We start from the raw sequence: 21,332 nt of genomic DNA, 5'->3' as shown, positions 1-21,332 counted from the left end.
AGTCTCTACTCCCTCTCGCTTTTTTGCGACCTGAATTTGCGCTTGCGTTCCTGTTCGTGACGAACTTATCCGCCACTCGATGAGGATACAAGCCTTGAGCACACCAGCAATCCTTGCACTCGCAGACGGAAGCCTCTTCTACGGCACCGCCATGGGCGCTGACGGAGAAACCAGCGGCGAGGTGGTATTCAACACCGCCATGACCGGCTACCAGGAAATCCTGACCGATCCGTCCTACTCTCGCCAGATCGTCACACTGACGTATCCGCACATCGGCAACACCGGTGTCAACGAAGAGGATATCGAATCCGACCGCATCCAGGCCGCCGGCCTGATCATCCGCGACCTGCCCCTGCTGGCCAGCAACTGGCGCAGCCAGGGTAGCCTCCAGGACTACCTGCGAAGCAACAACGTTGTTGGAATTGCCGACATCGACACCCGCCGCCTGACCCGAATACTACGGGACAAGGGCTCCCAGAACGGCGCCATCGTCGCCGGCGAAAATGCCACCGCCGAGCGCGCCCTGGAGCTGGCCAAGGCGTTCCCGGGACTCAAGGGCATGGACCTGGCCAAGGAAGTCACCTGTGACAAGACCTGGCAATGGAGCCAGACCGAGTGGACCTTGGGCTCCGGTTATGGTGAGCGCGCCGAGGCGAAATTCAAGGTGGTCGCCTGGGATTACGGCGTCAAGCTCAACATTCTGCGCATGCTGGCCGCCCGTGGTTGCGACATCACTGTTGTTCCGGCCCAGACTCCTGCTTCGGAAGTGCTGGCCATGAATCCGGACGGCATCTTCCTGTCCAACGGCCCCGGCGACCCCGAGCCCTGTGACTATGCCATCACGGCTATCCAGGAAGTGCTGGAAACCGAAATCCCGGTATTCGGCATCTGCCTCGGCCACCAGTTGCTGGCCCTGGCCAGTGGCGCCAAGACCATGAAAATGGGCCATGGCCACCACGGCGCCAACCATCCGGTGCAGGACATCGCCAAGGGCACCGTGATGATCACCAGCCAGAATCACGGCTTTGCCGTGGACGAGGCAACATTGCCCGCAAACGTTGAGGCAACTCACAAGTCCTTGTTTGACGGCACGCTGCAGGGCATCCGCCGGACCGACAAGCCGGCTTACAGCTTCCAGGGTCACCCGGAAGCCAGCCCCGGTCCCCACGACGTGGCGCCCCTGTTTGACGAGTTTATCCGCCTGATGGAAACGCGATCCGCCTGAGTGCGGATCGCCCCGGAAAGCTCACAGGTGCCGCGTTTTGCGCTGCAAGAATTCAAAAGTTGCTGACAGGTTTACCAAGACATGCCAAAACGTACAGACATCCAAAGCATCCTGATCCTGGGCGCCGGCCCCATCGTGATCGGGCAGGCGTGCGAATTCGACTACTCCGGAGCCCAGGCCTGTAAGGCCCTGCGCGAAGAGGGTTACCGGGTCATCCTGGTGAATTCCAACCCGGCCACCATCATGACCGACCCGGTCATGGCCGATGCCACCTACATCGAGCCCATTACCTGGAAGACGGTCGAGAAAATCATCGAGAAAGAGCAGCCGGACGCGCTGCTACCCACCATGGGTGGCCAGACCGCACTGAACTGCGCCCTGGACCTGGAAAAGCACGGCATCCTGGAGAAACACGGCGTCGAGATGATTGGTGCCAATGCCGACACCATCGACAAGGCCGAGGACCGGGACCGCTTTGACAAGGCCATGAAGAAAATCGGCCTGGAGTGCCCGCGCGCTGCCATCGCCCACTCCATGGACGAAGCCTGGAAAGTGGCCGAGGACATCGGCTTCCCGTGCATCATCCGTCCGTCCTTCACCATGGGCGGCTCCGGTGGCGGCATCGCCTACAACAAGGACGAGTTCGAGGAAATCTGCACCCGCGGCCTGGATTTGTCCCCGACCAACGAGCTGCTGATTGACGAATCCCTGATCGGCTGGAAAGAGTACGAGATGGAAGTTGTCCGGGACAAGAACGACAACTGCATCATCGTCTGCTCCATCGAGAACTTCGATGCCATGGGCGTACACACCGGTGACTCCATCACCGTGGCCCCGGCCCAGACCCTCACCGACAAGGAATACCAGATCATGCGGAACGCCTCCCTGGCGGTCCTGCGTGAGATCGGTGTGGAAACCGGCGGCTCCAACGTCCAGTTCGGTATCAATCCGGATACCGGTCGCATGGTGGTGATCGAGATGAACCCGCGGGTGTCCCGTTCCTCCGCACTGGCCTCCAAGGCCACCGGCTTCCCGATCGCCAAGGTCGCGGCCAAGCTGGCAGTGGGCTACACCCTGGACGAGCTTCAGAACGAAATCACCGGCGGTGTGACCCCGGCCTCCTTCGAGCCGAGTATCGACTATGTGGTCACCAAGATTCCCCGCTTCACCTTTGAAAAATTCCCCCAGGCCGACGCCCGCCTGACCACCCAGATGAAATCCGTGGGTGAGGTCATGGCCATCGGCCGGACCTTCCAGGAATCCCTGCAGAAAGCCCTGCGCGGGCTGGAGGTGGGCTCCGAAGGCTTTGACGAGAAGCTCGATGACCTGGATTCCGAGAATTCCCGGGAAACCCTGACCCGCGAGTTGAACGTGCCCGGCGCCGACCGTATCTGGTACATCGGTGATGCCTTCCGTGCCGGCATGAGCGTGGAAGACGTGTTTGCCCACACCAAGGTGGACCCCTGGTACCTGGTGCAGATCGAAGACCTGATCCGTGAGGAGGAGGCGCTCCGGAGTGCCGGCAAGGCCGACATCGACCAGGCCACCCTGTTCCGCCTCAAGCGCAAGGGTTTCTCCGACGCCCGCCTGGCCAAACTGCTGGGCATTTCCGAAGTCAGCCTGCGCAAGCTGCGCCATGACCTGAACATCCGCCCGGTTTACAAACGGGTGGACACCTGTGCCGCGGAATTCGCCTCCGACACCGCCTACATGTACTCCACTTATGAGGAAGAGTGCGAGTCGGATGCCAGCGACCGCGACAAGATCGTGGTGATCGGTGGCGGCCCGAACCGGATCGGCCAGGGCATCGAGTTCGACTATTGCTGTGTGCACGCGGCCCTGGCCATGCGTGAAGACGGCTACGAAACCATCATGATCAACTGCAACCCGGAGACCGTGTCCACCGACTACGACACCTCCGACCGGTTGTACTTTGAGCCCATCACCCTGGAAGACGTGCTGGAAATCATCTACGTCGAGAAGCCCAAGGGCGTGATTGTCCAGTACGGTGGCCAGACGCCACTGAAACTGGCCCGTGGGCTGGAAGCGGCCGGCGTGCCGATCATCGGTACCAGCCCGGACGCCATCGACCGTGCCGAGGACCGGGAGCGGTTCCAGCAAATGATCACCCGCCTGGGCCTGAAACAGCCCCAGAACGCCACTGTGCGGAGTCACGAGGAAGGTATCCTGGCGGCCCGGGAAATCGGTTACCCGCTGGTGGTGCGCCCGTCCTACGTGCTGGGTGGCCGGGCCATGGAAATCGTCTACGACGAGACCGAGCTGGTGCGCTACATGCGCAGTGCGGTGCTGGTCTCCAACGACAGCCCGGTGCTGCTGGACCACTTCCTGAATGCTGCCATCGAGGTGGACATCGACGCCATCTGCGACGGTGAGGATGTGGTTATCGGCGGCATCATGCAGCACATCGAGCAGGCCGGCGTACATTCCGGTGACTCCGCCTGTTCATTGCCGCCGTACACCCTGTCCCAGCAGGTTCAGGACGAGATGCGCGATGCCGTCAAGAAGATGGCCATCGAGCTGGATGTGGTAGGGCTGATGAACGTGCAGCTGGCCTGGCAGGACGACGAGATCTATGTGATCGAGGTGAATCCGCGGGCCTCCCGTACCGTACCGTTCGTGTCCAAGGCCATTGGTGTGTCCCTGGCTGCGGTTGCGGCCCGGGTCATGTCCGGCAAGACCCTGAAGGAGCTCGGCTTCACCCAGGAGATCGTGCCGCGCTACTACGCGGTGAAGGAATCGGTGTTCCCGTTCAACAAGTTCCCGGCGGTCGACCCGATCCTGGGCCCGGAGATGAAGTCCACCGGTGAGGTCATGGGCCTGGGTGACAGCTTCGACGAGGCCTTTGCCAAGGCGGCCCTGGCCGTGGGTGAGCGCCTGCCGGACAAAGGCGTCGCCTTCATGTCCGTGCGGGATGTGGACAAGCCCGGCGCCGCCAGGGTTGCCCGGGACCTGGTCGATGCCGGTTTCAAGATCATTGCCACCACCGGTACCGCGAAGGCGCTGGAAGCCGCCGGGATCGAGGTTGAGCGGGTGAACAAGGTCCGTGAGGGCCGTCCGCACATCGTCGACGCCATCAAGAACGGCAAGGTGCAGTTGATTATCAACACCACTGAAGGTCGCAAGGCGATTTCCGACTCGGCGCAGATCCGCCAGTCCGCCCTGCAGGCCAAGGTGACCTATACAACGACACTGGCGGGTGGCGAAGCCTTCTGCCGGGCCATCAAGTTTGGCCCGGAGCGTACTGTTCGTCGTCTCCAGGATCTACACGCAGGAAAGTAAGACTATGGCTGACAGAGTACCCATGACCAAGGCGGGTGAAGCCCGCCTCCGCGAGGAGCTTAAGAAGCTGAAGTCCGAAGATCGTCCGCAGGTGATCGCGGCGATTGCTGAAGCCCGTGAGCACGGCGATCTCAAGGAAAACGCCGAGTACCATGCTGCCCGTGAGCAGCAGGGCTTCATCGAGGGTCGGATTCAGGAAATCGAAGGCAAGCTCTCCGCTGCCCAGGTGATTGACGTCACCACCATGGAGAACACCGGCAAGGTCATCTTCGGCACCACCGTGCACCTGGTAAACGTGGATACCGATGAGGAAGTGACCTACCAGATCGTCGGCGAGGACGAAGCCGATATCAAGCAGGGCAAGCTCTCCATCTCCTCCCCGATCGCCCGCGCCCTGGTGGGTAAGGACGAAGGCGATGTAGTCGCGATCCGCGTGCCGTCCGGCACCGTGGAGTACGAGATTACCGAGGTGGAGTACATCTGAGGGTGTGAGTGAGTGAAAACGGGGTCAGATGAAAGCTTTCATCTGACCCCAACATCAGTGCCCGAGCCTGGGGGTCAGCCTAACTCCGGGGTCAGATGAAAACGTTCATCTGACCCCATCTTCACCCCAGACCCCAGGCACAAAAAAGCCGGTTACGGTCCCCCGCAGCCGGCTTTTCTTTTGAGCTTTGCTCAGTGCTTGTGCCGAAGCAGGTTGGACAGCTTCGGGTTCGGCTTCCTGGCCCGGCGCAGCAGGACAGCAATCTTGCCGATGGTCTGCACCACCTCGGCCCCCGATGCTTCACACAGGGCAGTAATGGCTTCCTGGCGGGCTTCACGGTCCTGGCTGGCAACCTTGATCTTGATCAGTTCGTGATCGTTCAGTGCGCGCTCCAGTTCTTCCTGGAGTCCTTCGGACAGGCCCTTGTCTCCCACGATGATCACGGGTTTCAGGTTGTGGGCGATGGCCCGGTATTCCCGGCGCTGTTCCGGTGAAAGACTCATGATGTAATCTCTTTATAGGTGCAATTAACAAAAGGTCAGCGGCGTATTCGCTGGCATAATCGTATAATCTGCGGATTGTAACAGATCGTTCGGCCCCGCAAATGCTTGTTAACCCGTATCGACGGTGGCCACAGGCGGTCTGTACCAGAAAGATTTTGGAGGTAGGTTTGGCTCGGTCCAAGTCCAGCGATCGCTGGCTCAAGGAACATTTCGACGACGTTTGGGTCAGAAAGTCGCAGGAAGAAGGGTATCGCTCCCGCGCCAGCTACAAACTCGTTGAGCTGGACAAGAAGGACAAGCTGTTTCGGCCGGGCCAGCTGGTTGTGGATCTCGGTGCCGCGCCTGGCGGCTGGTCCCAGGTGGCCGTGGAGCGCGTGGGGGATAAGGGGGTGGTGATCGCCAGCGACATCCTGCCCATGGATCCGATAGCCGGTGTGGATTTTGTCCAGGGCGATTTTACCGAGGATGAAGTCTTCGAAAGGCTGCTGGAATTGCTGGGTGACCGTCAGGCGGATGTTGTAATTTCGGATATGGCACCCAATATGAGTGGTATGGCTGCGGTAGATATTCCGCGGGCGATGGGGCTGGTAGAACTGGCCCTGGATATGGCCCGGCAGGTACTGCGGCCCGGAGGCGTGTTTGTTGCCAAGGTGTTTCAGGGTGAAGGCTTTGATGCATTGCTGGCTGACATGCGTGACAGCTTCAAGACCGTTGTAAGCCGGAAACCGGACTCTTCCCGGGCGAGGTCGAGAGAGATCTACCTGGTGGGAAAGGGCTTCAAGGGTTAGCGTGGAGTCAGAGTTGAAGTTGGGGTCAGATGAAAGCGTTCATCTGACCCCGTTTTCAGATTCCGCCTTCTCTGCGGCCGCTACGGATGGGCCGTTTCTGGTGGACGAGCGTACAATTGGTGTAAGGTGTCGGAAAAGGTTGTCTTTGATCGGGCTTCCTTCAATTCACAGGTGATGATCCTTGAACGATATGGCAAAAAATCTGGTTCTCTGGCTGATAATAGCCGCCGTGCTGCTGATGGTGTTTCAGAATTTCTCTCCCACCACCACCGGCCAACAAGTCAACTATTCCCAGTTCGTGGAGATGGTCCAGCAGGGCCAGGTTCAGCGGGTGACCATTGACGGTCTGGAAATCCAGGGTACCCGCGGCGACGGTTCCCAGTTCCAGACGATCCGGCCCCAGGTGTCGGATAACAAGTTGATGGACGACCTGCTGGCGAACAACGTCGAGGTGATCGGTAAGGAGCCTGAGCGCCAGAGCCTGTGGACACAGCTGCTGGTGGCAGCGTTCCCGATACTGATCATAATCGCTCTATTCGTCTTCTTTATGCGCCAGATGCAGGGCGGCGGTGGCGGCAAAGGCCCCATGTCGTTCGGCAAGAGCAAGGCGCGCCTGATGAGTGAAGACCAGATCAAGACCACCTTCGCGGACGTCGCCGGTGTCGATGAAGCGAAGGAAGATGTGAAGGAACTGGTGGACTTCCTGCGGGATCCCAGCAAGTTCCAGCGTCTGGGCGGCAGCATTCCCAAGGGTGTGCTGATGGTCGGTCAGCCGGGTACCGGTAAGACTCTGCTCGCCAAGGCGATTGCCGGCGAGGCCAAGGTGCCGTTCTTCTCGATTTCCGGTTCCGACTTCGTGGAAATGTTCGTGGGTGTGGGTGCGTCCCGTGTCCGTGACATGTTCGAGCAGGCCAAGAAGCAGAGTCCGTGCATCATCTTCATCGACGAGATCGATGCGGTCGGTCGTCATCGTGGCGCCGGCATGGGTGGTGGTCACGACGAGCGTGAGCAGACCCTGAACCAGTTGCTGGTCGAGATGGACGGCTTTGAAGGTAACGAGGGCGTTATCGTAATCGCCGCTACCAACCGTCCGGATGTTCTGGACCCGGCCCTGCTGCGTCCAGGTCGTTTCGACCGTCAGGTCGTGGTTGGTCTGCCGGACATCATTGGTCGTGAGCAGATCCTGAAAGTGCACATGAAAAAGGTACCTCTGGCAGACGGCGTGGAGCCGGTCCTGATTGCCCGTGGTACACCCGGATTCTCCGGTGCGGATCTGGCCAACCTGGTGAACGAGGCGGCCCTGTTTGCCGCACGCCGCAATCAGCGTCTGGTGTCCATGGAAGAGTTCGAACTCGCCAAGGACAAGATCATGATGGGCGCCGAGCGCAAGTCCATGGTCATGAGCGAGAAGGAAAAGCGGAACACCGCTTACCACGAGTCAGGCCACGCCATCGTTGGCCGTCTCATGCCCGAACACGATCCCGTATACAAGGTGAGCATCATCCCCCGCGGCCGTGCCCTGGGTGTGACCATGTTCCTGCCGGAAGAAGACAAATACAGTCACAGCAAGCGCTTCCTGATCAGCTCCATTTGCAGTCTGTTCGGTGGCCGTATCGCGGAAGAGCTGACCCTAGGCTTCGATGGTGTCACCACCGGTGCCTCCAACGACATCGAGCGTGCCACCAGTCTTGCCCGGAACATGGTGACTCGTTGGGGCCTGTCCGAGAAGCTGGGTCCTCTGCAGTACGATACCGACAGCGAAGAGCCGTTCCTGGGTCGTTCAGCTGGCCAGTCACAGACGGTTTACTCGCCGGAAACCGCCCAGCGGATCGACGAGGAGGTTCGTAACATTATCGACACCTGCTACGAGACCGCCAAGCAGATCCTGATCGACAACCGGGATAAGCTGGACCTGATGGCCGAAGCATTGATGAAGTACGAAACCATCGATCGCTACCAGATCGACGACATCATGGAAGGTCGTGAGCCGCGTCCGCCCAAGGGTTGGGGTGGCAGTGGCCCGGCCGGTGGTGTGCAGGCCGGCGAGCCGGAAAAGGCTCCGGAGCCGAAGGGTTCCGATGATGGCCGCCAGCCTGGCGTAGGTCGGCCGGCCGGAGAGCACTGACCCGCTCCCAGACCAACAAACAGGTCGATTGAATGCGCCGCCCGGACTCCGGGCGGCGTTTGTTTTTGGTACCGCTGAATGTTTTTCAGAAAAGGTTTGCTATGGAAATGAACTTTGCCGGACGGGTGTTGGACATGTCCCGTTGTCATGTCATGGGAATCCTCAACGTTACCCCGGATTCCTTCTCCGACGGTGGAAAATTCAACTCCCGGGACGCGGCCCTGGTGCGGGCCCGGCAAATGGTCGCCGATGGCGCGACTTTCATTGATGTTGGTGGTGAGTCCACCCGGCCAGGCGCGGCACCGGTGTCTGTGCAGGAAGAGCTGGACCGGGTCTGCCCGGTGGTGGAGGCGATCGCTGGGGAGCTGGATACGGTGATCTCCGTGGATACCAGTTCCCCCGAAGTGATGGCCGAGACTGCACGGTTGGGGGCCGGACTGATCAACGACGTCCGCGCGCTTCAGCGTAGTGGTGCCGCGGAGGCAGCCGCTGCGGCCGGTATTCCCGTGTGCATCATGCACATCCAGGGCGAGCCGGACACCATGCAGGACCGCCCGGAGTACCGCAACGTCCGCCGGGAGGTCAGTTCGTTCCTGACCGAGCGCATGCGGGTGGCGGAGCAGGCCGGCGTGCTCCCGGAGAATATCATCCTCGATCCAGGCTTTGGTTTCGGCAAGAGTCTGGAGCACAACCTGCAGTTGCTCGCCTCCATGGAACAGCTCCACATCCTGGGGCACCCCCTGCTGATTGGTATCTCCCGCAAATCCATGTTGGGCAAGATTACCGGCCGTGAGGTGGATGAAAGGTTGCCCGCAAGCATTGCGGCCGCGACAATAGCCGCCATGAAAGGTGCCAGCATCGTGCGTGTCCACGATGTCCGGGAAACAGTGGATGCCGTCAGGGTAGTGGCGGCGATGAAGGAGGCGGGTTGATGTCCGATCGCAAATATTTTGGTACCGACGGTATTCGTGGCCGGGTCGGTGAGTTCCCGATTACCCCGGAATTCATGCTGCGCCTGGGTTGGGCTGCCGGCCAGGCGTTCAAGAAAGATGGTCAGCGCAACAGTGTGCTGATCGGCAAGGACACCCGGTTGTCCGGTTACATGTTTGAATCTGCGCTTGAAGCAGGGTTGTCTGCCGCGGGTGTTGACGTGAAGCTGCTGGGCCCGATGCCGACCCCGGCCATTGCCTATCTTACCCGCACTTTTCGGGCCTCCGCCGGTATCGTGATCAGTGCGTCCCACAACCCGCACCACGACAACGGCATCAAGTTCTTCTCGTCCGCCGGCACCAAGCTTGATGATGCCCTTGAGGCGGAAATCGAGCGCTGGCTGGACCGCCCGCTGGAAGTCTGCGAGCCCTCCGAACTCGGCAAGGCGTCACGGGTGGATGATGCGCCCGGCCGGTACGTGGAGTTCTGCAAGAGCACGGTGCCCAACGAGTTCACCATGGACGGCCTGCATATTGTCCTGGACTGCGCCCATGGTGCCACCTACCACGTGGCCCCCAAGGTGTTCCGGGAGTTGGGGGCAAAAGTATCGGTGATTGGTGCTGACCCCGATGGCCTGAACATCAACCTGAATGTTGGCTCCACCCACCTGGATGCGCTCAAGGCCGCGGTGGTGGAGAACGGTGCCGATATGGGCATCGCCTTCGACGGCGACGGTGACCGGGTGCTGATGGTGGATCGCGATGGCTCGGAGGTGGATGGCGATGAGTTGCTGTACATCATTGCCTCCCAGCGCCATGCCGAGGGCAGGCTGAAAGGAGGGGTGGTCGGTACCCTGATGACCAATCTCGGTGTTGAGCTGGCGTTGAAAGACGCCGGTATCGACTTCGAACGTGCCAAAGTGGGCGACCGCTACGTGATGGAGCGGCTGGTGGCGAATGATTGGGTGCTTGGCGGCGAAGGCTCCGGTCACATGGTGATCCGGGACTGCACCACCACCGGCGACGGCATTGTCTCGGCCCTGCAGGTGATGCTGGCTATCCACAAGTCCGGCAAGACCCTGGCCGAGCTGCGCCAGGGCATGACCAAACTGCCCCAGAAGATGATTAATGTACGGGTGGCGGAGCGTTTTGACCCGCTGTCCCGTGCCGACATCGTTGACGCCTTGCGCCAGGCAGAAACGGAGCTGGGCGAAGCCGGTCGGGTCCTGCTGCGGGCGTCGGGCACCGAGCCTTTGATCCGGGTTATGGTTGAAGGCCAGGTCGAGGCGGACATTGTCCGGGTGGTCGAAGAGCTGGCCGGTGTGGTCGAGCAATCGAGCAGGTAATTTTGCGTTTTCAATCGGTTGTGTGAGGGCAGGGACTGCTGTATAGTTCGCCCTCCCTTACGTTCGGGAAGAGTTATGCGTCGCAAGATCGTAGCCGGAAACTGGAAAATGAACGGGTCTGCGGACCTGGCAAAGCAGCTTGTCGGTTATGTGCGGGCTGAGGCGGACACCCTTGATAATGGCGTGGAGGTTGTTATTATTCCTCCGGCCCTGTATGTCCGGGATGTGCTCGATCAGTCGGGTGATGTGCTCGGTGTGGGCGTCCAGAACGTAAGTCAGTGGGTTGCCGGTGCCTACACCGGTGAGACAGCCGCTGACATGGCAAAAGATCTGGGCTGTGGTTTCGCCCTGGTCGGTCACTCCGAACGTCGCGAGTACTTCGGCGAATCGGATGACGTGGTTGCCGCCAAGGTGGAGCGGGTTCTGGCCAGCGGTCTTACTGCCGTGGTTTGTGTTGGCGAGACGCTCGAGCAGCGGGAAGCAGGGCAAGCCCAAGCGGTTGTGGCTGCCCAGGTCAAGCAGGGGCTTGCCCGTGTGGAGGCCGGTCAGTGGTCGGATATCGTGGTTGCCTATGAGCCGGTTTGGGCCATCGGCACCGGCAAAACGGCCACTGCCGAAGATGCCCAGAGCATGCATGCGGCAATCCGCAAGGTGCTGGCTGAGATGGGCGCGCCGTCAGAGGATATTTCTCTGCTTTACGGCGGCAGTGTAAAAGCGGATAATGCGGCCGCTTTGTTCGCCGAGCCTGATATCGACGGCGGGTTAATCGGCGGTGCATCGCTGGTTGCAGAAGATTTTGTGAGTATTTGCCGGTCCATGCCGGCGGGTACCAACGGTTAAAGGTTCGCGGGATTCGTTATGGATTGGATGGAAACACTGGTAGTTGTTGTGCACGTCGTCATTGCCGTCGCACTGGTGGGTCTCGTTCTGATCCAGCAGGGCAAGGGTGCCGACGCAGGTGCCGCCTTTGGTGGCGGTGCCTCCCAGACCGTATTTGGTAGTCAGGGTAGCGGTAGCTTCCTGACCCGTGTGACCACGATCCTGGCGATCGTGTTCTTCGTGACTAGTTTTTCGCTGGCGGTGTTCGCCAAGCAGCGTGCTGAAGTGGCAGGCGAGGCAGGTATTCCGGTAGTAGAGGAATCCGCCGAGCAGGCTCCGGCCGAGCCTGCTGCCGACTCCGCTGATAGCAGCGAAACCGAGAGCGGGAAGGGTTCCGATCTTCCCGAACTCGAGTAAGAGATGTTGCCCGGGTGGTGAAACTGGTAGACACGCTATCTTGAGGGGGTAGTGGCGAAAGCCGTGCCGGTTCGAGTCCGGCCCCGGGCACCATATTTAAGAGAAACGGCTTGGATTTTCCAGGCCGTTTTTTTTGGTCAGTCCTTGACCAGTCCGGCCGGCGTCTCTATACTCCGGCGGATATTGGAGCCGGTGGGCTGTTCCCCGGTTTCCTGGCAGGCCAGGTGTCTGTCAGCAGGAGGTCATGCTCGTAGTGAGAGCGGCTTTCTGTGAGTTCTTGCGACAAAAGGCCCCAATTTAAGGGGCTTTTTGATTAAGGGGCCTGGCGCATCGGGCCCTGGTGCATAAAAAGGGCTGATCAACAGCCCTTTTTTTGTTTGTGGGGCCGGTAAAAATTCCTGAAATGGAGATGGCATAACTTTGTCAGCCAAGATTAAACAACTGGAAGACCTCCTTCGGCCGATCGTCGAGGGTCTGGGGTACGAGTTCTGGGGGATTGAATTCCGTTCCCAGGGCCACCACTCCCTGTTGCGTGTCTTTATCGACGATGCCGAGAACGGCATCGCCATCGACGACTGCGAGAAAGTCAGTCGTCAGATCAGCGGTGTGATGGATGTGGAAGACCCCATCCAGACCGAGTACACCCTGGAGGTTTCCTCCCCGGGGATGGATCGCCCGCTGTTTCGCCTTGAACAGTACGAAGCCTTTGTCGGCCATCAGGTCAAGATTCGTTTGCGCATGGCCTTCGAGGGTCGTCGCAAGTTTCAGGGGCTGATCAAGGGTGTTGAAGGAGACGATGTGGTGATCGTGGTGGATGACCACGAATACCTGTTGCCGTTCGACAGCATCGAAAAGGCACACATCGTCCCGGTATTTGAATGAGTCGAATTGAAAAGTCAGTGGACGCACAGTTTATTTTGAGGGCAGGGCAATCCAATGAGTAAAGAGATCTTGCTGGTGGTCGAATCCGTCTCGAACGAGAAGGGTGTCGAGAAGGATGTGATTTTCGAAGCGATCGAGCTTGCGCTCGCCACCGCTGCCAAAAAACGCTACGAGGATGAAGAAGCGGATATCCGGGTTGCCATTGATCGCCGCACCGGTGAATACGAGACCTTCCGCCGTTGGCTGGTGGTCGACAACGATCAGGTTCCTGCCCTGGGGACTGAGCTGACCCTTCAGGAGGCGGAAGAAATTGATCCGAACCTGAAACCCGGCGACATGTACGAGGAGAAGGTTGAGTCTGTTTCCTTCGGTCGTATCGGCGCCCAGGCCGCCAAGCAGATCATTTTCCAGAAGGTCCGCGAGGCCGAGCGTTCCAAGATCGTGGACAGCTACCGCGATCGCGTGGGTGAGCTGGTTTCCGGCACCGTCAAGAAAGTGACCCGTGACAATGTCATCGTTGATCTGGGCGGCAATGCCGAGGCGCTGTTGCCCCGGGAACACCTGATTCCCCGGGAAACCTTCCGCATGGGTGACCGCGTTCGCTCACTGCTGCTGGAGATCCGCACTGACCACCGCGGCCCGCAGCTGATCCTGAGCCGGACCGCGCCGCAGATGCTGATCGAGCTGTTCCGGATCGAAGTGCCGGAGATTGCCGAAGACCTGATCGAGATCCGCGGCGCTGCCCGTGACCCCGGTTCCCGCGCCAAGATTGCGGTCAAGACCAATGACCGTCGCATCGACCCGGTCGGTGCCTGTGTCGGTATGCGTGGCTCCCGTGTCCAGGCCGTCTCCAACGAGCTGGGCGGTGAGCGTGTGGACATCGTGCTGTGGGACGACAACCCCGCACAGCTGGTGATCAATGCCATGGCGCCGGCCGAAGTGGCCTCCATCGTCATCGACGAGGATCGGCACACCATGGATGTGGCAGTAGCCGAGGACAACCTGGCCCAGGCCATTGGCCGTAACGGCCAGAACGTGCGCCTGGCGACGGAACTGACCGGCTGGACCCTGAACGTGATGACCGAGGAAGAAGCCGGTGAACGTCAGGAGCAGGAATACAATCGCCTGCTGGACCATTTCACCTCCAACCTCGATGTTGATGAGGAATTCGCCAGCGTACTGATCGAGGAAGGCTTCACTTCCCTGGAAGAAGTGGCCTATGTCCCGATGGAGGAAATGCTGTCGATTGAAGGTTTTGATGAAGAAACGGTGACCGAGCTGCGCCGCCGCGCCAAGGACGTTCTGTTGAACCAGGCACTGGCAAGTGAAGAGGCGCTCGAGGGAGCCGAGCCGGCCGAAGATCTGCTCAATATGGAGGGCATGGATCGGTCGCTGGCATTCAAATTGGCCGGAATGGGTGTTCGCACCATGGAAGATCTGGCTGAGCAGTCAGTAGATGACCTGCTCGATATTGAAGGTATGGATGAAGAGCGTGCCGGTCAGCTGATTATGACGGCGCGTGCCCCCTGGTTTGAAGACCAGGCTTAATTCGGGAGGAGGACCAGTATGGCTGAAGTAACGGTAAAACAACTGGCCGCAGATGTAGGCGCTCCCGTGGATCGTTTGCTGAAGCAGATTGTCGAGGCAGGCCTTGATGCCCGTTCCGAGAACGATGCTGTAACCAGCGATGAGAAGCAGCAGTTGCTGGCCTATCTGAGAAAGACGCACGGTGAGGCGGAGGCAGAGCCCCGCAAGATCACCCTGAAGCGCAAGACCACAACAACCCTGAAGGCGGGCAAGGCCAAGACAGTGAATGTCGAGGTTCGCAAGCGTCGCACGTACATCAAGCGCGCAGAATTGCAGCCTGAAGCGGAAGCGCCCAAACCGGAAGAGAAAGCCGAAGAGCAGAAGCCGGTTGAAGCGTCGGCGCCTGCAGAGGAAGCACCGAAGGTGACTGCGGAAGCCGAAGCGCCGAAGCCGGAGGCCGAGAAGCCTGCAGAAGCAGAGGCTGCCGCGAAGGAGGAAGCTCCGAAGGCCGAGGAACCCAGGGCCGAAGAGCCCGAGGAAGCGGCAGAGCCTGCCGTTCAACCCGAGCCGCAGCCGGAAGAAGTGCCGATTCCGCCGCCCGAGAAAGAGGGCAAGGATCGCAAGCCCAAGAAGAAGAAAGAGAAGGGCCGTGAACGCGGTGAAGAACTCGAGGAAGGCAAGCCGAAGAAGAAGCAGGCTGGTCACCGTGGTCCTCGCAGTCGTCCGGTGGAAGAGCCGGTTATCCTGTCCGAGGACGAGGAAGAGTCTGCGCCGCGCAAGTCGCTGCGTATGAAAAAGAAACCCAAAGAGAAGCGTCACGGCTTCGAGAGGCCGACCAAACCAATGGTCAGAGAAGTAGAGATTCCTGAAACGATTACCGTGGGTGACCTTGCCCAGCGCATGGCCGTCAAGGCCGCAGATGTCATCAAGACCCTGATGGGTATGGGCGTGATGGCTACCATTAACCAGGCCCTGGACCAGGAGACTGCCATCCTGGTAACCGAGGAGCTTGGTCACAAGGCCAAGGCGGTGAGCGAGGATGCCTTCGAAGAAGAAGTCCTGAGCGAGCTCACCGAAACCGCCGAGGGCAAAGAGAAGATCAAGCGGGCGCCGGTTATCAGCGTGATGGGTCACGTTGACCACGGCAAGACCTCGCTGCTGGACTACATCCGTCGCACCAAGGTGGCTGCCGGAGAATCCGGTGGTATTACCCAGCACATCGGTGCCTACCATGTGGAAACCGATCACGGCATGGTGTCCTTCCTGGATACCCCGGGCCACGCGGCGTTTACCGCCATGCGGGCGCGCGGTGCCCAGTGTACCGATATCGTTATCCTGGTCGTGGCTGCCGATGACGGCGTGATGCCGCAGACCAAGGAAGCGGTGGATCATGCCCGCTCTGCCGGCGTTCCCATCGTGGTTGCCATCAACAAGATGGACAAGGAAGAGGCTGATCCGGACCGTATCAAGAACGAGCTGGCGGGTATGGATGTGATCCCCGAAGACTGGGGTGGTGACACCCAGTTCGTGCCGGTGTCAGCGCATACCGGCGAGGGCATCGAGGACCTGCTCGAAGCGGTTCTGCTGCAGTCGGAAATGCTGGAGCTGGAAGCCTCTCCGGACGCGCCGGCCAAAGGTGTTGTCGTTGAATCCAGCCTGGAACGTGGCCGTGGTTCGGTGGCGACCGTTCTTGTTCAGAACGGTACCCTGCGCCAGGGTGACATGGTTGTCGCCGGTTCCTTCTTCGGCAAGGTTCGCGCCATGACCGACGAAGCGGGCAAACAGGTCAAGGAAGCCGGTCCGTCCATTCCGGTCGAGATTCTTGGCCTGAACGGTACCCCGGATGCCGGTGACGAGTTCTTCGCTGTGGCTGACGAAAAGAAGGCCAAAGAGCTGGCCGAGTTCCGTCAGACCCGTGAGCGTGAGCAACGTCTGCAGCGTCAGCAGGCGGCCAAGCTGGAAAACATGTTCGAGAACATGGGCAAGGACGAGGTCAAGACCCTGAACGTGATCCTGAAGACCGACGTTCGCGGTTCCCTGGAAGCGATTACCAAGGCCCTGCTGGATCTTGGCAACGATGAAGTCCAGGTCAAGATCGTGTCCTCCGGTGTCGGTGGTATCGCCGAGACGGATGTGAGTCTGGCGGCCGCCACCAACGCGGTTATCTTCGGCTTCAACGTCCGTGCCGACTCCGCTGCCAAGCGTCTGGTGGAGCAGGAAGGTCTGGATCTGCGCTACTACAGCATCATCTACAACCTGATCGATGACGTGAAGGCGGCCCTGACCGGCATGCTGGCACCGGAATTCCGGGAAGACATCGTCGGTATCGCCGAGGTGCGGGATACCTTCCGCTCACCGAAATTTGGCCAGGTGGCCGGCTGTATGGTGGTTGAAGGCACCGTTTACCGGAACAAGCCGATCCGGGTACTGCGTGACAACGTGGTGATCTTTGAGGGCGAACTGGAATCCCTGCGTCGCTTCAAGGACGACGTTCCGGAAGTCCGTAACGGCATGGAGTGCGGTATCGGCGTCAAGGGCTACGACGTGAAGGTCGGTGACCAGATCGAGGTGTTCGATCGCGTCAGGGTCGAGCGTAAGCTCGAATCTACGGGGGCCTGATGGCACGCGAGTTCAGTCGACTGGATCGCATCGGCGATCAGATGCAGCGGGAGCTGGCCCAGCTTATCCAGCGGCAAATCAAGGACCCGCGGGTAGGTATGGTCACGGTCAATGACGTGAAGGTCAGCCGTGACCTGGGCTATGCCGACATCTATGTATCACTGCTCTCCACCGAGGAGCTCACTGAAGAGTCTCCGGAGGTCAAGGAGTCCCTGGCTGTCCTGAACAAGGCGGCCGGTTTCCTGCGTGGTCAGGTGGGGCGTGCCATGAAGCTGCGGGTGGTTCCCCACTTGCGCTTCCACTTCGACACCCTGCTCGGTCACAGCCGGAAAATGGACAAGCTCATCCGTGAAGCGGTTGGCGACAAGCCGGCCGTACCCCGGGATGACAATGACGATCCGGTCTCGGACAATCCGGAGCGAGACGCTTGAGCCGAAGACGCAAAGGCCGTGATGTAAACGGCATTCTGGTAATCGATAAGCCCCAGGGCGTCACTTCCAACGGTATCCTCCAGCAAGTAAAGCGACTGTATGGCGCGGCCAAGGCCGGCCATACCGGCGCCCTTGATCCGCTGGCCACGGGCGTCCTGCCCCTGTGCTTCGGGGAAGCCACCAAGTTCTCCCAGATGATGCTCGACAGCGACAAGGCCTACATCACCACGGCCCGGCTTGGTGTGCGCACCGAAACCGGTGACAGTGAGGGTCAGGTCGTCGAGGAGAAACCGGTGCCGCCCCTCGATGCGGGCCAGGTGGAAGCCGTTCTCGACCGCTTCCGGGGTGCTATCGAGCAGGTCCCATCCATGTATTCCGCGCTCAAGCACAAGGGACGCCCCCTGTACGAGTACGCCCGGGAAGGCATCGAGGTGGAGCGACCGGCGCGGCCGGTCACTATCTACGCGCTGACCCTGCTGGAGCTGCGGGACAACGAGATGGATCTGGCGGTCAGCTGCACCAAGGGTACGTACATTCGCTCACTGGTTGAGGATATTGGCGAGGCTCTGGGCTGCGGCGCCCACGTGAATGCCTTGCGCCGGACCATGGCGTCCGGGTTTACCCTGGCAAACGCCCATGACGTCAGTGAGTTGGAAGCCATGCGTGAGCGTGGCGAGAGCCTTGATGGCCTGCTCCAGGCTCCTGACAGCGCGCTGTCCATGTTCCCCGAGGTGCGCCTGGAGGGAAGTGCAGCGGTATCGATCTTGAACGGGCAACAGGTTAGAATAAGCAGTCAACCTCTTGAAGGCTTTGTGCGCCTCTACGGCGAGCAGGGTTTCATCGGGTTGGCAGAAGCTTTCCCGGAAGGCGAGCGGGTCCTGTTGGTCCCCCGTCGGCTGGTGAAAGGCAGCGCCGGACGTTAGTCAAGGCGCTGCATAGCCGGGCTGTAGAGATGCGCGGTTCGGCCGGATTTATCAGCATCGCAACCAATGAGGTGAAATATGGCACTTTCTGCCAACGAGAAAGCACAGATCGTCAAGGATTATCAGCAAGGTGATGGCGATACCGGTTCCCCTGAAGTTCAGGTGGCACTGCTGAGCGCCAACATCAACAAGCTGCAGGATCACTTCAAGGCCAACAAGCAGGATCACCATTCCCGCCGCGGCCTGATCCGGATGGTAAACCAGCGTCGTAAGCTGCTGGACTACCTGAAGCGTAAGAACGCTGACCGTTACCTGGACCTGATCCAGCGTCTGGGTCTGCGTCGCTAATCCGGGTTGTTCGACCTGGGGCCTGTTCCCCGTGCTGGAACAGGCCGTCAACCGGCGGGCCCCCGGGCCCCCGGTTGAGCTTTTCTCAAGCGCAAAGAGCTGCAGTTGATTTGTCAGTGATACCGAAGGATTCCCTGTCGTAACCGAAAGCCGAAATTGATAGCAGGTTGTTGAAAAGCCCGGGCCGGATGGCATTGATGAGCCATCCTTTTGACCGGGGTTTTGCAACAGCCTGTTAGCTTTCAGACGGGTTGTCCCTTCCGAGTATCACGCAAGCACCTGCAGTCAGACAAAAAAGGGGGCAGATCAGCTGATCTGGCCCCGGGTTCCATACTCTGGAGCTGACTTGAAAACGGGGTCAGATGAAAGCCTTCATCTGACCCCAGGTTCAACACTCCGGGTTCGGCCTGAAAACGGGGTCAGATGAAAGCTTTCATCGGACCCCACCTTCACGGCAAACCCCGGATTCATGACTGAAAAATCAGGAGTTTGTTGTGCATTTGCAACCAACCAAGAAAACATTCGAAATGGGTGGGGAAACCTTCACCCTGGAAACCGGCCGTATTGCCCGTCAGGCTACCGGTTCGGTACTGGTCTCTACCGGTGACACCGCTGTTCTGGGTACCGTTGTCGGCGCCAAGGAAGCGAAGCCGGGTCAGCCGTTTTTCCCGCTGACTGTGAACTATCAGGAGAAGACCTACGCCGCCGGCAAGATCCCGGGTGGTTTCTTCAAGCGTGAAGGTCGTCCTTCCGAAAAGGAAACCCTGACCTCCCGCCTGATCGACCGTCCGATCCGCCCGCTGTTCCCGAACGGCTTCATGAACGAAGTACAGGTGATCTGTACCGTTATGTCTGCCAGCAAGGAGCACGATCCGGATATCGCCGCGATGCTGGCAGCCTCCGCCGCGCTGGCAGTTTCCGGTATTCCGTTTGATGGCCCGATCGGTGCCGCCCGTGTTGCCTTCACCGACGAGAACGGTTACTTCCTGAACCCGTCTTTCGAACAGCTGGAAAATTCCATGCTGAACATGGTTGTGGCTGGCACAGAAGACGCGGTGCTGATGGTTGAATCCGAAGCCAATGGCCTGAGCGAAGACCAGATGCTCGGTGGTGTACTGTTCGCGCACCAGCAGATGCAGACTGCGATTTCCGCTATCAAGGAGTTTGCCGCAGAAGTTGGTAAGCCGCGCTGGGAGTGGAAACCCGAGCCGGAAAACACCGATCTGCTCGAAGCTATCAAGGGCGAATTCAGTGGTGCTATCGAAGAAGCGTACGGTATTCGCGACAAGATGGCCCGCTACGAGCGTCTGGGCGAGATCAAATCCGCTGCGGTAGAGAAGTTCGCCGGCGAAGAGGAAGGTCAGCCGTCCGATGACGAGGTCAAGAAGTACTTCGGCAAGATCGAGAAGAACGTGGTTCGCCAGCAGGTTATCGATGGCAAACCGCGGATCGATGGTCGTGACAACAAGACGGTTCGTCCGATCGAAATCGAAGTGGGCGTTCTGCCCAGCGTCCACGGTTCCGCCCTGTTTACCCGTGGCGAGACCCAGGCCATCGTGACCGCTACCCTTGGTACTTCCCGGGACGTGCAGATCATTGACGCCCTGGAAGGCGAGCGCAAAGACCCGTTCCTGTTCCACTATAACTTCCCTCCATACTCCGTAGGCGAAGCTGGTCGTGTCGGCTCTCCGGGCCGTCGTGAAGTGGGTCATGGTCGTCTGGCCAAGCGTGGTGTGCTGGCAGTTATGCCGACCCTGGAAGAATTCCCGTACGCAATCCGTGCCGTTTCCGAGATCACCGAATCCAACGGTTCCAGCTCCATGGCCTCTGTTTGTGGTTCCAGCCTGGCACTGATGGACGCGGGTGTGCCCATCAAGGCGCCGGTTGCCGGTATCGCCATGGGTCTGGTCAAGGAAGGCGACAAGTTCGCGGTTCTGACCGACATCCTGGGTGACGAAGACCACCTGGGCGACATGGACTTCAAGGTTGCCGGTACCAAAGACGGTGTTACTGCCCTGCAGATGGACATCAAGATCAACGGCATCACCGACGAGATCATGGAAATCGCTCTGGAGCAGGCGCATGAAGCACGTCTGCACATCCTGGGCGAGATGAACAAGGTGATCGCCGAGCCGCGTGCCGAGCTGTCCGACCGGGCACCGAGCATCACCACCATCAAGATCCACCCGGACAAGATCCGTGACGTGATCGGTAAGGGCGGTTCCGTGATCCGTGGTATCTGCGACGAGACCGGCGCTTCAATCGACCTGGACGACGACGGCAATGTGAAGATCTACGCGGACAACCAGGCGGCAGCCCAGGCTGCGGTCAACCGCGTCAAGGAAATCACTGCCGAGATCGAGGTTGGTGCCATCTATAAGGGCCGCGTTGAGCGCATTGTGGACTTCGGTGCCTTCGTCAACATCCTGCCCGGCAAGGATGGTCTGGTACACATCTCCCAGATCTCCGACCGCCGCATCGAGAACGTCACCGACGAGCTCAGCGAAGGCCAGGAAGTTCTGGTCAAGGTCCTGGACGTGGACAACCGCGGCCGCGTGAAGCTGTCCATGAAGGAAGTGAAGGAAGGCGAGCAGCCGACCGACTTCACTGACTGATAGCCAGCGGTAAAGACGGGGTCAGAAGAACGCTTTCTTCTGACCCCTTTT

17 protein-coding genes and 1 tRNA gene are annotated in these 21,332 nt (G+C 59.8%); 17 read left to right on the top strand and 1 reads right to left on the bottom strand.

Annotated features, from left to right (window positions below; all coding sequences use genetic code 11):
* The first annotated feature begins 94 nt into the window (after positions 1–94).
* The 3 genes from carA to greA all read left to right on the top strand — a co-directional run bounded on the left by carA (position 95) and on the right by greA (position 5,009).
* Entirely contained in the window at positions 95–1,225 is a 1,131-nt protein-coding gene (carA, locus tag ACQUTG_RS03375; RefSeq protein WP_428918032.1) for a glutamine-hydrolyzing carbamoyl-phosphate synthase small subunit, read from the top strand.
* An 81-nt stretch (positions 1,226–1,306) separates the two neighbouring features.
* A complete protein-coding gene (gene carB / locus ACQUTG_RS03370; protein ID WP_428918031.1) occupies positions 1,307–4,525 on the top strand; it encodes a carbamoyl-phosphate synthase large subunit in 3,219 nt (1,072 codons plus the stop codon).
* A 4-nt stretch (positions 4,526–4,529) separates the two neighbouring features.
* Positions 4,530–5,009 (top strand): transcription elongation factor GreA, encoded by a 480-nt coding sequence (gene greA / locus ACQUTG_RS03365; protein WP_372987798.1) that lies wholly within the window; start codon positions 4,530–4,532, stop codon positions 5,007–5,009.
* A 191-nt stretch (positions 5,010–5,200) separates the two neighbouring features.
* On the opposite strand, the gene yhbY is transcribed toward greA, so the two are convergent.
* A complete protein-coding gene (yhbY, locus tag ACQUTG_RS03360) occupies positions 5,201–5,512 on the bottom strand; it encodes a ribosome assembly RNA-binding protein YhbY (protein WP_428918030.1) in 312 nt (103 codons plus the stop codon).
* 167 nt (positions 5,513–5,679) lie between these two features.
* On the opposite strand from yhbY, the gene rlmE reads away from it, so the two are divergent.
* From rlmE to pnp, 14 genes are all read left to right on the top strand, one after another.
* Positions 5,680–6,300 (top strand): 23S rRNA (uridine(2552)-2'-O)-methyltransferase RlmE, encoded by a 621-nt coding sequence (gene rlmE, locus ACQUTG_RS03355; RefSeq protein WP_428918029.1) that lies wholly within the window; start codon positions 5,680–5,682, stop codon positions 6,298–6,300.
* Between the two features lie 181 nt (positions 6,301–6,481).
* The gene (ftsH, locus tag ACQUTG_RS03350) at positions 6,482–8,425 is read left to right on the top strand and encodes an ATP-dependent zinc metalloprotease FtsH (RefSeq protein WP_428918028.1); all 1,944 of its coding nucleotides are present in this window, start codon (positions 6,482–6,484) and stop codon (positions 8,423–8,425) included.
* Positions 8,426–8,526: 101 nt separating this feature from the next.
* A complete protein-coding gene (gene folP / locus ACQUTG_RS03345) occupies positions 8,527–9,357 on the top strand; it encodes a dihydropteroate synthase (protein WP_428918027.1) in 831 nt (276 codons plus the stop codon).
* Positions 9,357–10,700, top strand: a complete 1,344-nt coding sequence (glmM, locus tag ACQUTG_RS03340) for a phosphoglucosamine mutase (protein WP_428918026.1) — start codon at positions 9,357–9,359, stop codon at positions 10,698–10,700. Before folP ends, glmM begins: the two co-directional genes overlap by 1 nt.
* A 75-nt stretch (positions 10,701–10,775) precedes the next feature.
* Positions 10,776–11,540: a triose-phosphate isomerase gene (gene tpiA, locus ACQUTG_RS03335; protein WP_428918025.1), complete on the top strand. Its 765-nt coding sequence runs from the start codon at positions 10,776–10,778 to the stop codon at positions 11,538–11,540.
* Between the two features lie 18 nt (positions 11,541–11,558).
* Positions 11,559–11,936, top strand: a complete 378-nt coding sequence (gene secG / locus ACQUTG_RS03330; RefSeq protein ID WP_428918024.1) for a preprotein translocase subunit SecG — start codon at positions 11,559–11,561, stop codon at positions 11,934–11,936.
* 8 nt (positions 11,937–11,944) lie between these two features.
* A tRNA-Leu gene (locus ACQUTG_RS03325) sits at positions 11,945–12,029 on the top strand.
* Positions 12,030–12,356: 327 nt separating this feature from the next.
* A complete protein-coding gene (gene rimP / locus ACQUTG_RS03320) occupies positions 12,357–12,818 on the top strand; it encodes a ribosome maturation factor RimP (RefSeq protein ID WP_092003906.1) in 462 nt (153 codons plus the stop codon).
* A gap of 54 nt (positions 12,819–12,872) precedes the next feature.
* Positions 12,873–14,366 (top strand): transcription termination factor NusA, encoded by a 1,494-nt coding sequence (nusA, locus tag ACQUTG_RS03315; protein ID WP_428918023.1) that lies wholly within the window; start codon positions 12,873–12,875, stop codon positions 14,364–14,366.
* An 18-nt stretch (positions 14,367–14,384) separates the two neighbouring features.
* Complete coding sequence (gene infB, locus ACQUTG_RS03310; RefSeq protein WP_428918022.1) at positions 14,385–16,964, top strand: translation initiation factor IF-2; 2,580 nt, start codon at positions 14,385–14,387, stop codon at positions 16,962–16,964.
* Positions 16,964–17,395 carry a 30S ribosome-binding factor RbfA gene (gene rbfA, locus ACQUTG_RS03305; protein WP_428918021.1) on the top strand — a complete coding sequence of 144 codons (432 nt, stop codon included), beginning with the start codon at positions 16,964–16,966 and terminating at the stop codon, positions 17,393–17,395. Before infB ends, rbfA begins: the two co-directional genes overlap by 1 nt.
* Positions 17,392–18,318, top strand: a complete 927-nt coding sequence (truB, locus tag ACQUTG_RS03300) for a tRNA pseudouridine(55) synthase TruB (RefSeq protein ID WP_428918020.1) — start codon at positions 17,392–17,394, stop codon at positions 18,316–18,318. Before rbfA ends, truB begins: the two co-directional genes overlap by 4 nt.
* Positions 18,319–18,396: 78 nt before the next feature.
* Entirely contained in the window at positions 18,397–18,666 is a 270-nt protein-coding gene (gene rpsO / locus ACQUTG_RS03295) for a 30S ribosomal protein S15 (RefSeq protein WP_428918019.1), read from the top strand.
* Between the two features lie 500 nt (positions 18,667–19,166).
* Positions 19,167–21,281 carry a polyribonucleotide nucleotidyltransferase gene (pnp, locus tag ACQUTG_RS03290; protein ID WP_428918454.1) on the top strand — a complete coding sequence of 705 codons (2,115 nt, stop codon included), beginning with the start codon at positions 19,167–19,169 and terminating at the stop codon, positions 21,279–21,281.
* Positions 21,282–21,332: the final 51 nt, after the last annotated feature.

Origin of the sequence: Marinobacter sp. DUT-1, assembly GCF_050379415.1 — a bacterium.
Taxonomy (GTDB): domain Bacteria; phylum Pseudomonadota; class Gammaproteobacteria; order Pseudomonadales; family Oleiphilaceae; genus Marinobacter.
Note: the sequence above shows the minus strand (reverse complement) of the source record. Positions and strands in the feature narration are given on the sequence as shown.

Excerpts from the sequence above, each read along its gene's own strand:
- carB (WP_428918031.1), top strand. The coding sequence starts at position 1,307 with ATGCCAAAACGTACAGACATCCAAAGCATCCTGATCCTGGGCGCCGGC.
- greA (WP_372987798.1), top strand. The coding sequence starts at position 4,530 with ATGGCTGACAGAGTACCCATGACCAAGGCGGGTGAAGCCCGCCTCCGC.
- yhbY (WP_428918030.1), bottom strand. The coding sequence starts at position 5,512 with ATGAGTCTTTCACCGGAACAGCGCCGGGAATACCGGGCCATCGCCCAC.
- folP (WP_428918027.1), top strand. The coding sequence starts at position 8,527 with ATGGAAATGAACTTTGCCGGACGGGTGTTGGACATGTCCCGTTGTCAT.
- glmM (WP_428918026.1), top strand. The coding sequence starts at position 9,357 with ATGTCCGATCGCAAATATTTTGGTACCGACGGTATTCGTGGCCGGGTC.
- tpiA (WP_428918025.1), top strand. The coding sequence starts at position 10,776 with ATGCGTCGCAAGATCGTAGCCGGAAACTGGAAAATGAACGGGTCTGCG.
- secG (WP_428918024.1), top strand. The coding sequence starts at position 11,559 with ATGGATTGGATGGAAACACTGGTAGTTGTTGTGCACGTCGTCATTGCC.
- nusA (WP_428918023.1), top strand. The coding sequence starts at position 12,873 with ATGAGTAAAGAGATCTTGCTGGTGGTCGAATCCGTCTCGAACGAGAAG.
- infB (WP_428918022.1), top strand. The coding sequence starts at position 14,385 with ATGGCTGAAGTAACGGTAAAACAACTGGCCGCAGATGTAGGCGCTCCC.
- rbfA (WP_428918021.1), top strand. The coding sequence starts at position 16,964 with ATGGCACGCGAGTTCAGTCGACTGGATCGCATCGGCGATCAGATGCAG.
- rpsO (WP_428918019.1), top strand. The coding sequence starts at position 18,397 with ATGGCACTTTCTGCCAACGAGAAAGCACAGATCGTCAAGGATTATCAG.